The organism is bacterium (genome assembly GCA_012517375.1).
Lineage (GTDB): Bacteria > Hydrothermota > Tepidihabitantia > B3-TA06 > B3-TA06 > JAAYVC01.
In genome coordinates, this window is record JAAYVC010000091.1 from 17,778 (window position 1) to 32,111 (window position 14,334).

At 44.5% G+C, this 14,334-nt stretch carries 14 protein-coding genes; 4 read left to right on the forward strand and 10 right to left on the reverse strand.

The annotated features are described in order from the left end of the window. Window positions 1–31 precede the first annotated feature (31 nt). On the reverse strand, window positions 32–1,681 hold the full coding sequence (locus tag GX441_09595; GenBank protein ID NLI98892.1) for a hypothetical protein: 1,650 nt from the start codon (window positions 1,679–1,681) through the stop codon (window positions 32–34). Between the two features lie 162 nt (window positions 1,682–1,843). Here GX441_09595 and GX441_09600 point away from each other — a divergent pair, with 162 nt between their 5' ends. Together GX441_09600 and GX441_09605 are read left to right on the forward strand one after the other, a co-directional pair. After that, on the forward strand, window positions 1,844–3,226 hold the full coding sequence (locus GX441_09600) for a TldD/PmbA family protein (protein NLI98893.1): 1,383 nt from the start codon (window positions 1,844–1,846) through the stop codon (window positions 3,224–3,226). Next, window positions 3,223–4,527, forward strand: coding sequence for a TldD/PmbA family protein (locus GX441_09605; protein NLI98894.1), 1,305 nt, complete (start codon window positions 3,223–3,225; stop codon window positions 4,525–4,527). The genes GX441_09600 and GX441_09605 overlap by 4 nt, the downstream gene beginning before the upstream one ends. A gap of 66 nt (window positions 4,528–4,593) precedes the next feature. On the opposite strand, the gene GX441_09610 is transcribed toward GX441_09605, so the two are convergent. The 4 genes from GX441_09610 to GX441_09625 form a co-directional block, all read right to left on the reverse strand. Next, the gene (locus GX441_09610) at window positions 4,594–5,427 is read right to left on the reverse strand and encodes an MBL fold metallo-hydrolase (protein ID NLI98895.1); all 834 of its coding nucleotides are present in this window, start codon (window positions 5,425–5,427) and stop codon (window positions 4,594–4,596) included. A 157-nt stretch (window positions 5,428–5,584) separates the two neighbouring features. Then, entirely contained in the window at window positions 5,585–6,070 is a 486-nt protein-coding gene (locus GX441_09615; GenBank protein NLI98896.1) for a ferritin family protein, read from the reverse strand. A gap of 66 nt (window positions 6,071–6,136) precedes the next feature. Continuing rightward, entirely contained in the window at window positions 6,137–6,256 is a 120-nt protein-coding gene (locus GX441_09620) for a desulfoferrodoxin FeS4 iron-binding domain-containing protein (GenBank protein ID NLI98897.1), read from the reverse strand. 68 nt (window positions 6,257–6,324) lie between these two features. After that, complete coding sequence (locus GX441_09625; protein NLI98898.1) at window positions 6,325–6,981, reverse strand: transcriptional repressor; 657 nt, start codon at window positions 6,979–6,981, stop codon at window positions 6,325–6,327. A 157-nt stretch (window positions 6,982–7,138) separates the two neighbouring features. Here GX441_09625 and GX441_09630 point away from each other — a divergent pair, with 157 nt between their 5' ends. Continuing rightward, window positions 7,139–7,819, forward strand: coding sequence for a methyltransferase domain-containing protein (locus tag GX441_09630; GenBank protein NLI98899.1), 681 nt, complete (start codon window positions 7,139–7,141; stop codon window positions 7,817–7,819). 52 nt (window positions 7,820–7,871) lie between these two features. Next, on the forward strand, window positions 7,872–8,099 hold the full coding sequence (locus GX441_09635) for a zinc ribbon domain-containing protein (protein NLI98900.1): 228 nt from the start codon (window positions 7,872–7,874) through the stop codon (window positions 8,097–8,099). A gap of 62 nt (window positions 8,100–8,161) precedes the next feature. Here the strand turns inward: GX441_09635 and GX441_09640 are convergent, their stop codons facing one another. The 5 genes from GX441_09640 to GX441_09660 all read right to left on the reverse strand — a co-directional run. After that, window positions 8,162–8,926 (reverse strand): hypothetical protein, encoded by a 765-nt coding sequence (locus GX441_09640; GenBank protein NLI98901.1) that lies wholly within the window; start codon window positions 8,924–8,926, stop codon window positions 8,162–8,164. A gap of 129 nt (window positions 8,927–9,055) precedes the next feature. After that, window positions 9,056–10,537, reverse strand: a complete 1,482-nt coding sequence (locus tag GX441_09645) for an NAD(P)-binding protein (GenBank protein ID NLI98902.1) — start codon at window positions 10,535–10,537, stop codon at window positions 9,056–9,058. Further along, entirely contained in the window at window positions 10,527–11,966 is a 1,440-nt protein-coding gene (locus tag GX441_09650) for a glycosyltransferase family 39 protein (GenBank protein ID NLI98903.1), read from the reverse strand. The genes GX441_09645 and GX441_09650 overlap by 11 nt, the downstream gene beginning before the upstream one ends. Continuing rightward, window positions 11,947–13,335 carry a glycosyltransferase family 39 protein gene (locus tag GX441_09655; GenBank protein ID NLI98904.1) on the reverse strand — a complete coding sequence of 463 codons (1,389 nt, stop codon included), beginning with the start codon at window positions 13,333–13,335 and terminating at the stop codon, window positions 11,947–11,949. Before GX441_09655 ends, GX441_09650 begins: the two co-directional genes overlap by 20 nt. A 39-nt stretch (window positions 13,336–13,374) precedes the next feature. Continuing rightward, window positions 13,375–14,334, reverse strand: a 960-nt coding sequence (locus tag GX441_09660) for a tetratricopeptide repeat protein (protein ID NLI98905.1), incomplete at its 5' end; no start/stop codon positions are given.

Below are 14,334 nucleotides of genomic sequence, written 5' to 3' on the forward strand. Positions count from 1 at the left end.
TTTATCTCCTAGATTATTTAAAAACCGGCACTTATCCTTGCACGCGGTTTTTCTGAGACTTAGGTTCCTCTTTTATCTTTCCTATGCTCATAAGAAGTTTTTTGTCCTGGGTAACCGTTATCTTACCCCTAAGCTCATTAAGAAATTCAGTCTTGCGTTCGGATTCCTTCTCGCCTCGCAACTTTCTTTCAAGACGCTGTTTTTCTTCTTCATACTTGCGGACTGAGGAAGGCTGAATATCAAGCACCTTAACGATTCCGAATCCGTTGTAAACCTCAAAAGGTCTCGAATACTGTCCCTTAGGAATCTTGAAAGCCTGCTCCGTGAAGGGTCTGAATGAAACATCGTTAGCTGCTCGGAAACCTATTGCACCGCCTCTTGAAGCCGACTGATGATCCGAGTACTTTGCTGCGACTTCATCGAATGTTTTACCTTGGCTGAGAAAAGCATACGCTTGCTGGATATCGCTGTAAGAAGACGTCCGGATTATCGATATGTTGCGTCTTTCAGGAACCTGGAATTCGTCCGGATGAGAATCGTAATAGGCTTTAGTCTCTTCTTCTGTTACACTTACTTTGTTTGTTACTTCCTCTTTGTAAAGACGCTCAATCATCTTAGAGTCAACGAAACCAGACACAGCCTCGCTGACGCTTTTTTCCTTATCCAAATGTCTTCTTTCTGCAGCATGGATAAGAGCGGGAAATTGAGCTCTTCGTTCGGCAATACGCTGGATATATTCCTGAGGAACGCCTTCGGGGAACTGGGAATAAAGGCCAAGCATCGAACCAATGCTATCTATTACTTTGCCGTCAACCTTAATAGTCCAAATATTGAGTTCCTTGTCGGTAAGCGAATCCTGAGGTTTGCTTAAGAGAGCAAGTCCTGTACTGTTATACTCTATGTTGGATTCCTTAAGCAACCTTTCAAGGCTCTCCTGGCTCAACTTGGACTGCTTAAGCATCTCCACCCGCTGTTTAATAAGCGGTTCCTGCTCCTTGGTTAAGGGTTCGGGATTCTCCTTCTTTGTTCTTTTAACCAGATAAAATATGTCGTAACCGCCAATCTGGCTCTTGATGGGTTTCGTGGCCTGACCATCCTTCAGCTTTGCCAGCTGATCGAAGGGGTCTCTTGCAAAGAAATTCGAGAGCGGAATGGTGCCTATGTTTCCGCCGTTTCGAGACGATGGGTCGGATGAATATCTTGCAGCAAGAGTGTCAAAGGGTACACCCTTGGCTAAATCCGATAAAACCATGCTGGCTAAGGTATCCGAATCCGTATGTATCACCCTGAGTTCAAGAAGCTCCTGATCTGCGTCGTAGAATTTCTTGATTTCCATCCTGGAAGCTTTGGATTTATCAACTACCTCTCTGGTGTAAAGGGCATTGATCATCGCTTCTTTTTTGACGTCTTCAATGACAGCTTTTATTGAAGAATCTTCGGCGAAACCTCGGCTTCTTGCCTCCGATATCATTAGCTTGTCATCAACCATCTTATCTAGAATGCGTTGCTTAGCCTCAAGTTCGGCCTCTTCTGTTGGGTATAGTTTGGGGACGTAGACGGCCAAAAAATCCTTGACTCTTATCGTCTCTTCTCCCACGCGTGCAAGTACGCGTTCATCCTCTTTGCCGCAGGCAACCAGCGCGGCAAGGATTAAAAGAATAAGAAATGCAGTTTTTTTCATGCAGAAGTATAACCTTACCGACCTCATTGTCAAGCCGGAATTAACTAAAAAGACAACTTTTCAAATGATATTGAAGATTCAACACTGCAAAGAACTTGACATCTCTTGGAAGTCGTGTATTGTATGGTTGCGGAAGAGACCTTTCAATGAAAGCGAGGTCTTATGCTCGATAAACTAAAGAAAGCGCTGAACTTCTCAAAAGCGGATTATGCTGATCTGCGTTTTGAGGAGAACTGTGCCGTTAACATAGCATATCAAAACAAGGAACTTATGACCTTCTCGACGCCAACGAGTCGCGGAGGCCACATACGTTGCTATGCAAATGGCGGTAAAGCCATACACTCTTTTTCCAAGATTGAGGATCTCGAAAAGGGTGTGGCACAGTGTTCTTCGGATGCAGTCGTCTCAGGTTCTCACCGTAAAAAGAAACTTACGCTTGCGGCATCCGAACCCTTAAACGGACAATTCTTTTTAACCCCAAAGAATGATCCCAGAAAATGGTCACTAGAAGAAAAACAAGAACTCCTCAAGTATTACCGGGATATTGTTTTAGATATTCCGAAGATAATTGTGGCTTACGGGTCGTATTCTGAATGGTACTCCAGAAGATGGTTTGTTAATACCGAAGGAACGGCCATAGAATACGAGCTCATGATATCCAACATAGTCTTTCGGTTAACGGCTAAGGATGGAAATGTGGTTCAAACAACAGCTGCAGCTGTCGGCGGTTCGGATGATTACGACAAGCTGCTCTCGAGAGAGGACAAGTTCATAGAGAAGGCTACCATAGCAGCAGAGTTGACTACCGCCGATATGCTTCCTGCCGGAAATTTTCCGGTTGTGCTTGATCCCGATGAAGCCGGCGTTTTCATACATGAGGCTTTCGGACATCTGTCTGAAGCCGATGGACTGCAGGATAATCCTGCGTTTCTTGCAAAACTCGAGATAGGACAGGCACTTGGCAGAGACATTCTTAACGTTACGGATGACGGCACAATTTACGGAATCCCCGGATGGCATCAGGTCGACGATGAAGGCGTGAAAACCCGCAGAACGGAGCTGATTAAGAACGGAGTATTAGCCGGAAGAATGCACTCAAGGGAGACGGCTTCGGAGTTCGGAGAGCCCCTTTCTGGAAATATGAGGGCTGTGGCGCCTCAGTTTACGCCTATTGTAAGGATGTCGAACATATACATAGAACCGGGTAAATCCACATTCGATGAAATGGTTTCTTCGATTGACAGCGGTTATTATCTAATAGGAGCACAGGGCGGTCAAACGTCTGGCGACCAGTTCACATTCGGCGCCCAGTACGGATACGAAATCAAGAAAGGCAAGGTGGGAAAACTTATCAGAAACATCAACATGTCTGGCGAGCTCTTTTCCACATTAAAGAATATATCCATGATAGGCAACGATCTTGAATTTGCAGAACGAGGCGGCTGCGGAAAAGGCGGAAATGGACCCATGCAGCTCAACGCGAAATCAGGAAAAGGCGCTCCGCACATAAAGATTGATGCCGTAACGCTAGGAGGTGCGCGATGATTGACAAAATTCTCAACGCTTCAATGGAGCTTTTCGACGATTCAGAAATCTATTATAAGGAGAATTCCAATACAAGTGTAAATTACGGAAACGGCGATCTGAGGGCTATAGTTTCTAATCGAGTTTCAGGAATCATGATGAGGGTAAAAAAAGAGGGTAAGCTTGGAACCGCTTCAGCAACGACTCTTGAGGCTCCGAACGCTCTCATTGACGAAGCGGCCGAGTCGGCAAAACGCGGCGATAAAGCCCCCTTCTCCTTTTCAATTGCCAGAGACTTTCCGAAGATTGATATGTATTCTTCAGAGACATCCGTTTATGCGACTGAGAAGATGATTCAGATGTGCGAAGAAGCTCGCGAAAAAGTGCTTAAGACGTTACCTGATCTGGCTTTGAACGTATCGGTATCAAAAGATGAGGAACGACTTGTAATAGCGACATCAGGCGGAACATGGGCTGAACACAAGGAATCCAATATAAGCTTTACCGTATCCGCTCCTATAAAAGAGGCAGGGTCAAGTGTCTACTTTTACAAATCATCCATCTCGCCTTTTGATTTTCCAGCTGAAGTAACAGATAAGTTCATCCGCTTTTACAAATGGACGGACAAGAAAGTCACCGCACCCACAAAACGGATGCCGGTTATATGGTCTCCACAGGCGCTCTATATGTTTACGCTGTCACTCTCAAGCGGACTTTCAGGAGAAGAGCTCTTCAAAAAGACCTCCCCCCTAATGGAAAGGTTCGAAAAAAAGATCTTTTCCGATAAAATCACCCTGATGGAGGACCCGCATACACCGCGACCCGGCGCACGCGGTTTTGACGACGAAGGCGTACCTACAGAAAAAAGACCGCTAATCGAAAAAGGTATACTGAAAAGCTTCCTTCTGGATTTGAGAACAGGTTCTAAATTAGGTGCGCGTTCATCCGGCAACGGTTTCAAAAGAGCCCTTTTCGGCGGAGGCACGAACATGATGCCGACGCCCTGGCCAGCCAGTCTATGGATTGAACCTGGCGATTCTTCATTCGACGACATGGTGTCTTCGCTTGACGAAGGAATCATCCTGACAGGCGGAATGGGCTTCCACTCGTCCAGATACGACCAGGGCCATATTTCCGTTCAGGCGACCGGTTTTATGGTCGAAAAAGGACAGGTATCAGGCAGACTCGAAGGCACGATGGTTTCAGGAAATATATATGAAGATTTTCTCAATATCCGCTCGATATCTAAAGAATACGAGGAAGCCTATTACGGTTACTACCCCTACATAACGCTAGATTCAATGCAGGTTGTAGGAAAGTAACCTCTGGAAGTTAAATAGCTGTCTGTATTAATTTTGTGCACTGAGGCTTAAGTTTTCTAAAAAGACTTAGATGGTAAACTCCATCCCTTCCATAAGCCCGAATGCGTCGATAGAACTGACTCTGCCGTCCATTAAGGAGTTGATTATCCTGTCAATCTCGAAGTCGATTCGCTCGGGTGCATGATGGGTAAACGCGAGTCTTTTTGCCCCTGAATCCTCGGCAAGCTTATGCGCCTCTTCGAAAGAAGAGTGGCCCCATGTCCTTCTGTTCGCGAGTTCATCATCCGTAAATTGCGCGTCGTGCACAAGAAGTTCGGCTCCTTTGGAGAACTTGACGTAATCTTCATAGCTGTGAGGAAGTTTTTCCTTGAGTCCTGCTTCATGATCGGTTAGAAAAACAAAAGCTCTTTGCTTTTCCAGTATCCTCAAGCCGAACGCACCGCCAGGATGGCAGTTTTCTATCGTTTGAATATGCAGTTCGCCTATTTTGAGGGAGTTTTCTTTCAGAGGGACGAATTCGAACTTTGAGGGAAGCTTATCGAATTCTACGGGAAAATACGTAGATCTCATCTGATTGCCGAACAAGCCTTTAAGTTGATCAGCAGAAGAAGAGCGGCCGAAAACAATAAATTCATTCCCTGGAAGAAACGCAGGCATAAAAAAAGGCCATCCCTGAATGTGGTCCCAGTGATAGTGAGTGAGAAGAACATGAAGCCTTAACTGCTTATTTCGCTTCATCAAATCATTGCCCAAAGAACGGATCCCAGTACCTGCGTCTATCACTAGCAAGGTCCCATCCTGCCCTTCAACCTCCACGCATGTAGTGTTGCCGCCGTATCTTAGGGTTGCAGGACCCGGCACGGGCACAGAACCGCGAGTGCCCCAGAACTTGACCCGCATATAATAATATACGAAATTACGTAACTCTGTCAATAGTAAACGCCTCCAGGGTTCTTTAATTGTTTTAAGTTACCGACTCGTGTTGGAGTTCAGTACAATCTAAGAAACCCTTCCTGGGGATATAATCAGATTTGCTTGTTAAGATTAAAAAGGAGTGTTAATAGCCCCGCTGACGCTTTTTCTCAGTCAGGTCTTTTATATGCTTTCGCTCTTCTTCCGCTATCTTTTCAACAAGAGGGTGATCTTCCTTGTTAATAAATCTCATCATCTCGTGGTAAAAAAGAAGGGAATCCTTCTCAAGGCCGATAGCGGCATCGAAAGCAGAACGTTCATCTTTTGCACTCTCGGCGGCCTTTGCACCCATGTTTGAATCCGAAAACACCTCTTTAGCAACCAGAGCCGATAGATAATCCCTGGCTTCGTCCCAATCATAAGGAGCAACGTAGCCTTCTTTAGAAAGACTATCGCGAAGCTCCTTGAACCTTTCCATATGTTCTGACTCCTGTTCGGCAAGGTACTTAAAGAAAGCTCTAATATCGTTGTCATTGGATTTTTTTTCAAGAACCTCGTAGAAGGTTTTGCCGTTTCTTTCAATCTGAATAGCCATCTCTCCTATTTCATATCCTGAGAACTTTATACCCACTTTTCCTCCAAAATATAAGTTGTTAATTTTTGCAACTTAGGCTTTTTATGTATTTCAGTACAGGGATTATTCGTCCTGAAGCTCCATATCCTGTCCGCAACATACCAGCGTTCCTGCGCCAGCTTTAAGCACCTTGACCTCCTGACCGCATATCAAACAAACATAGGTCTTACCTTCTTCTGCCATAATTAACTCCTCTTCTTATTGTACGTTTCGTGCTTAAATTCGATTACCGGGTTTCATAATCCCGATATTCATCTTACATGTGCGATTTTCTTCTCTTTTTTAATTTTCAGGGAAGCTTTACCCTGTTTGTCCTGCATTGCTTGATCGGTATCCTTATGCTTGGATGCGTTTCCGAATTCATCCAATTGCAGGTTGACATTAACCATCGTGGAACAGATCCAGCATCTTCCATAATAAAGGGTTTGCTTCCTGATCACCTTAAAGCTCTTGCCCATGGCAAGTATGCTTTCCTTTTCCGGATCATGCTGAGCTACATCAAAAAGCCTGCCGCACGCTTCACAGATAGCATGATCATGCGGATAAAGATTAGGATCAAACCGCCTCGAGCCGTTTGAGTTAGAGAAATCCCTGACTTCTCCTATCTCTACAAGCATATTCAGGGTGTTATATACGGTTGCGAGGGATATATTTGGATATTCCCTGCACACAGCTCTATATATATCCTCCACCGTAGGATGACTCCTATTACCAAGAAGTTCCCTCAGGATAAGGATCCTCTGTGGAGTTATCCTCATGCCTTGCTCGCGGCATTTTCTGATAGCGGCTTCAATACTAGTCATATTTAGATGAATTCTAAACAAAAATTCATTCGTGTCAAGCACTAGACCGCATTTTCTCCAAAAGATATACCTGCAGCTTTCAGATATGCTATTCCAATATTCCAATTACAGCATCCTTCCTGCATCTCCAGTATATTTAGATATTATTTAGAATGTTTCAAACAAAATTTTTGATAACTGAGTGTCCTGATTTCGTTTCAGTATTTTTCGATATAAGGGAGCAGGGGCTTGACTAGTTGAAATTTTCGAATAGGATGATGACATGACCGAAGAGGCAGGCAGAAATGACCCGCAGATGATGGGTGCGCTTAAAGATTCAAATGAGGAATCCACTGGAGCCAGATTTATTCCCGATCTTTTTTTGTTGCAGTATATTTCGATCATCCCTAAGGGTTTCGCCCTCGACCTGGGAGCCGGAAAAGGAAGAAACACAATGTTCCTTGCAGAACACGGCTTTGAAGTAGACGCTTTCGATAGGGATTCAGAATCGGTAGCGCATTTGCAAAACACAGCAAGCGAACGAGGAATGCCTGTAAGAGCGATAAAGAACGAATTAACAACTCTTACAATACTTCCCAAACGATACTCTCTTGCTATTGCGGCATGGGTCCTCATGTTTCTGAGACGCGGCGAACGAGAAGGTCTTGTTAAAATGGCAATTAGAGGACTTGTACCTGAAGGGTACCTATATCTGGGTGTTTTTTCTTCAGAAGACCCAGGCTATGAGATGTGCAAGGCTGATTTTGAAGAGATCGAGGAACGCACTTTTTTTGTCCCTAAGCGCAAGATGACAATCCATTACTTCGTCGCCGAAGAAGTCCAGGCCATGGTCAAAGGTTTGGAGGTTATTGCTTTCAAGAAGGGGTACGAGATGGATATCGGTCATGGAAACCCGCACTATCATGGAAAGATTGAAGTCCTGGCAAAACTTCCCAAAGAATGAATTAACTTGTCTTAAGCTTGACTTGAGTTAGACAAAACCTATAATTGACATCATGCCGTTAAGAGAATTTAAATGCAAAAAATGCGGTAACTTCTTCGATTTTCTTATCTTAAGTAAGAACGATGAAGATGAGCTGCAATGCCCAGCATGTAATTCACAGGATTTAGAACAGCTTTTTTCTGTCTTTGGTGTAGCCGGAGCGGTCGAAAAACCTCTTAGCACGGGTAGCAGTGGATGCTCTGCCTGCGGTGGCGGAACCTGCTCAACATGCGGACATTAGTTCGAAAATTCCTGATTCTCCTTGAAATATAACTTAGGATTTATCAGTTAAGCGATGATTTTTTAAAAGCTGGTATAATAGATACGCCTTGCTTCCTCTGTATCGTTTTCTTGAAGCGCTTCCTGTAACATCTTGAGGTATTTAAGATGTTCAGAGTCAACACCGTCTTTGATATCCGTGGCGGAAAGTGTTTTATATGTATCGCTTACGTCTTCAATCCACTCTGTTCGATATCCCGCGTCATTGTGGAGAACGTCAAAGGTTCTATCTACAGGCTCCCAGTTCTCATCTTTAGCTGGCGCACAGAAACGGGCTAACCAGGGTGAGCTTGCACCCCAAATGCCTAGATTATCGTGGCGGTATCTTGAAATAAGCATATCCGCTATACCATCAGTGTCATAATCGTAAAGGCCATCAGAACCTTCGTATATCACGGCAATGGAATCCGTCTTGGGAGGTTGAAATATGAAGAAAGCATTGACGCGGAAACCGGTTCCTGAACATCCGGTACGAATTAGAGCGATCTCACGTTTTGTTCCGCCTTCAAACTCAAAAGGCTCCTTTTCGATGCTGAACCACCCCAGCTCGCCTATCTCCTGAGAATTATAGAGAAGACTCCCTCTTGTATCATTAATTGTGATATTAAAATCGAAAATCCCGATTGACCGGACATCCGGATCCATATCCTCGCTCTCGATTATAAGTGTTTCTCCTACTTTATCGCCGTTCAAATCTACAAGGATAGCGGCCCTGTCACCTGGTTTATACGTCTCTGAAGGTTCTGAACTTATTATCGAAAATATTACTGACAGCAAGACAAACATCATCGCCTCCGCGCGATTTTGAATTTTATTATTAAGATGAGTATACCGTCAAAGCCTGGCCGGTCAAGCCGGTTGATATATCTGAGGATCTAACTCTTTTGTTGTTGACAGATGCAATCACGAATGGAGGGGCTAATCGTTCCTTGCCCAGCGGACGCTCTCTTGAGTTTCTTCGAGATCTTTTTCTGAAAGCCCCAGGTAAGGCAGTGCATTGTCTGGAATCTCTATAGGCAAAGGGTCCGGTCCTGTATTAAAACCTTCAAGGAAGTTGGCTGAAGCAGCGAAACCAGAGATGAGGGATTCATCAATGGTGCAGTAGTAGAATCGTCCGTTGCGGCCGATAAGGGAAAGATTTTTGAAGCGGTTAAGATAATCGAAGATGACGCCAAGCGTTTTGCGATATTCCACACTCCAGAAGGGATACGCCCTTTCAAAAACATACTTTTCAGCAGAACCAATCTCTTTGCCTCCAAGGAGTCCAAGCTTTTTACCGGTTTTTAAGGTTATTGATAAAAGCTCTTCTTTTGAAGCGTTCCAGAAAGCGTCCCCCCTGTTGGCAAAGAATTCGACTACAAGAGAGGAGTGCCGAGCGTCGGGCACCATATCTATGCTCCAGTTCTTGGGTTCATGCCAGCGTCCGAACGGAACTGACTCGTCAGGAAAGTATATCCAGGAATCATCCGTTACGTTTTCCGAGTTGATGCGTACGAAAAGAATGACGAGTGACCGGTAGGTTAAATTCATAGCCGCGTTCAGAACCTCTCGTGGAGGAGGAGGATCAAGAGCTTTGATAAAAAGATCCAGGTCTATGGATGAGGCAATCCATTCAGGAGTCAGGGTCCTCTTTTCACCCCTGCTGTTCGTGCTCGTAACCTTGGTTATCCGTTTGCCGTCATGCTCTATTCTTGCCACCTCTTCGGCAAGATGAACCTTTCCTTTCAAGTCTGTTATTCCATTTTCTAAATAATGGGAAATCTGACCTATGCCGTGTCTTGGGTAAAGAAAGCGGTCAACAAGAGTGGCAATATCGCCCTTACGAGAAAGAAACTCGCTTACGATCTTGCCCAGAGAAAGTCCCTTGATTCTCAAAGATGCCCAATCCGCCGATATCGATTTTGGGGCAACGCCCCATACCTTCCGGGTGTAATTCTCGAAGTTAAACTCGTAAAGCGCTCTTCCGAAGCGGTGGATCATCCAGTCTTCGTATGAATCTTCCTTTCTGTTTTTGCGGCCCCTCGCTTTTTCGGCAACGTAATCCTTAAGCATCCTCAAGGAATGGGTTACAGGGAGTTTTATCGCGACGTCATTAAACCTGACAGGATAATCAAAAAACCTGCCGTTCAGATAAAAGCGGCTCTTGCGAGGCGTTAATATAAGTTCATCACCGAGAAGCTTCTTTAGAAATGGAACAAGATAGCGCGACGGACTGTAATATCGATGTCCCCCAAGATCGTAATAGTATCCGTCAGGCGTTCGCCGCGTAAGGGCCAAGCCCCCTGAGACATTAAGTTTTTCAATAACCTCTGTCGCCGCGCCTGCCTTTGCAGCAAGATACGCCGCACCCAAACCCGCGGTTCCGCCGCCTAGCACGAGAATGCATGGATTAACCGGCAATAGAATCCCCGTGCTGTTTTGAATCGGTTTTAACTTTCTTTATTCTCCTGGATGCAACACCTATTCCCGCAAGAGCCGTTAATAGAGGCTCTAAAGGTACCCTCATCCTCGGAGAGATGCCGAAGCCCAAAAGACCAAGGAAATACAAACCTGTTATTAGGAACAAAAGCATTGCCGGATCACGCATCCCCTTAATGATATACGCTTTAAGACCGAATGCAAGTTTTACCATATGGAATATGCTGTAAAGAATGAAAAGAGAAAAAAGAGCAGCCCCAAAATAACTAAGCCGCTCGCGCCAGGCTATTCTTATTGCATTCCAGAACCTGCCTTTCATTAGTTCAAGCATAACGTTCTGTGCAATACCGGGCGCCGGAAGATTCTCTTTCCCCTTGAAATAAATTCCGGTTTCACTCATAGGTAAGGGGTATATAAGAGTTACTACTCCTCCGAGTATCAATGTTCCGATATAGGGTATGGGATGGCTGATAATATATCTTTTTGACGGATAACTCCAAAGCCTGTAGTATTGGGCTTCATTCTTCCATGATTTTCCTCTAACTGCCTCGTCCTCGAGCTCCTTTTGAGCCTGGGTTCTTGATTTGTGCTCAAGAGCCGCTTTCAAGGGAGCAACCTGGTATTGGAGTAGATTTACGTCGGAGATTGTCGTATAGAAGGCCTCCCCGAAAACTGCCTTGTTGCGGATAACCCATGGCGTGATGCAAGCGATCTGGACGACAAGTATAATTACCCACCCCGCAAGCTTTTGCCAGTTTATTTTCGTTAAGAAAAAAAACGCAAGAATGGGCACCGAGAAGTAAAGGGCTATAGGTCTTATCAGAGTTGCCAAACCCAGAAGAACGCCAGACCAAATTGATGTGACTATCCTTTTATCTTCTACGAATCTTATTAGAAGCAATAACAACGCGACAAGAACCATGGTAAATAACGTTTCAGTAGTAAGCTGCGAAAGGAATATTACCATATTGATATCCAAAACGAAAAACAGGCCTCCCCAGAATGCCGCTTTAACGCCGAAACGATCCTTTATAAAGCTGTAGATGACGACAAGCAGCGCCAGATTAATGATTATTTGAATTAAGATTACGGCTAATCTGGAATAGCCCGCAAAAATATATACTGCGGATAAAAATAGAGGATACCCCGGCGTAATTGTCGAGTTCGGCTCATAGGGAGCTTCAAAGCTGACGCTGAATCCCTTTCCCTCAAGCGTATGCCTGGCAAGTAAATCGTAGGATACTGCATCGTAACAGGCTTGTGTTCTAGACATATCAACAAAAACCGGAATAGCAAGCGCAACTCTTATCACTAAAGCTAAGAACAAAATCGAGAGAAGATATTTGTCGGACTTCGACCAGAGGCGTTTTATGGATTGGACAAGGAGACCGCTATTTGTTTTTTCTCTCATGCTTTGCCTCCTTGTTTTTTTCTCTTTTTTTCGAAACAATGCCAATCGCCGCAAGTAAGGCAAGAAGTGGTTCTAGAGGAACCCTTAAGCGGGGCACTACTGCAAGTCCCAGAAATGCAAGCATGTATACGCCTGTTGTAAGCGATAAAAGCATTGACGCATCCTTTAATCCCTTCAAGATATATGCTTTTAAAACGAATCCAAGCTTTGCAAAATGAAACAAACCGTACAAAACGAACACCACAAATGCAGCAATACCGTAATAACCTAATCTGTTCTTCCATAGGAGGCTGAATACATCGCCGAAATGTCCCTTTGAGAAAAGCGAGATGAGTTCTAGCATAATGCTTCCTGAAGGCGGCTCTCTCTGACCGGCGAAAAAAACGCCTGCTTCGTGCATCATCAGAGGAGAAAAAAGCGTTCCTAATCCTCCGAGCAATGCCATTCCTGTATAGGGCAAAGGATGTTTCAGAATATAGCGCCTCGCCCCGGTGCCTGTAAGTCTGAAATACTCCGCATCGTTTCTGCATGTTTTCCCGCCGAGCGCGCTTTCAACAAGCTCCTTTGAGGCCAAATCTAGGGGTTTGTTTTCAAGAGAAGCTTTCAAAGGAACCGCATGGTAGCGCATTAAGTTCATATCCGACACCGCAGAATAGAAGTACTCATCGAATACAATCTTGTTTCTAATAATCCATGGTGTAATACATGCCAGCTGCACTGCGATTACTATTGCCCATCCGGCGATCTTGCGCCAGCTTAGTTTTGACAGTATGATGAAAAGAAGCAAGGGAACGCCAAGGAATAAAGTAATAGGTCTGACAAGAGTAGCCAGACCTATTAGTATGCCTGAAAATAAAGCATATCTGAGACGACCTTGTTCGACAAACTCAACGAGAAATAAAATAGAAGAGATGAACAAAAAAGTAAAAAGGGTCTCCGTTGTGAGTTGTGTAGTAAAAAGAGCGGTATTGAAATCCAAGGTCAGGATTGCCCCTGAGATAAGAGCCGCCGTATCACCAAAACGTTTTTTTACGAACAAGAAAACGATAAGGATGAGAATCACGTTGATAACGATTTGAAATAATACGACTGCTATTGTCGAATTGTCGAATACCGCATAGATTCCGGCAAGAAAAATCGGATACCCTGGAGTCACTGTCGTTTCCGGGGTGTAGGGCAAAGCATTATTTGCACTGAAGCCCTTTCCTGCAAGGAGGTTATGCGCTATACTATGATAGGTTCTTGCGTCCGTACAAGCAAACGCTCTTGAAGGATCGAAGAAAACCGGTATCGAGAAGGCAATTCTTGAGATAAAACCTATTATAAGAAAGAGTAAAACAAGCTTACTCTTGGCCGAGAACTTAGTCACTCCTTGCCTTTAAAATCAAAAAACACTTAGCTGCGAATACTAGGGATTTGTTGATTGAATGTTTTCAAGATAAGTCTTCACGGACGAAGCGAAAGGTCCATCCGGGTCAAGCTTTATTACCTCCTCGAAATCGCTTCTTGCCCCTGTCATGTCACCTGATGCAAGACGCTCCTTGCCGCGTTCGAATCTTACTTCCACTATTCTATCCTTTGCCAGTTTGTTTTCCGGCTCTAGCGCCAGCGCTTTTTCATAGTCCCCAAGAGCAGAAGTGTATTCCTTTTGGTCATAGTACACCCTGCCTCGGTTTAGATAAGTGCGAACGAGTTTAGGATCTATGAGAAGCGCTTTAGTGTAGTCGGATTCAGCCCTAATTAAGTCATTCATTTTGTAATAAGCCGTCCCTCTGTTATTGTAAGCAAGTGCATACCCCGGTTTTAATTCTATTGCCCGCGTGTAATCGGATATTGCATCCTCTAGCCTGCCCGATTCGGCGTAAAGATATCCTCTGTTGTTGTATGCAAGCGCAGACGAGGAGTCTATAGCAAGAGCCTTATCGTAATAATTCAAGGCTTCCTGGGTTTTACCCTCCTTCTCCGCACATAGAGCCAGATTCAGAAAGACAGCCGAATCAAGCGAATCAAGCTTCAGAACTTTTTCGTAAATGGTTTTTGCCTGGAGATAGTTCTCTTTATTGAAGTATATATTCCCGAGCGCATTTAAATAATCCGCCTTAGTTGAATCCAGCCTTACCGACTGCTCAAGATCAAGTCTTGCCTGATCATAAGCCCTCAAGTGAATGTAAGTGCTTGCCCTGTTGTAGTAATAGGCAGCATTTCTTGGATCAAGTTCTATTGCTTTTGTAAAAGCTTTTGCGGCAGAATCATATTCCATTTCGGCATCGTACGACAGCCCGAGTCGATTAAAGGGTTCCGGCTTCTTCGGATTCTTGTCCGTATACTGTTTGTAAAGCTCAGAAGCTTTTTGGTAATCCCCTTCTTC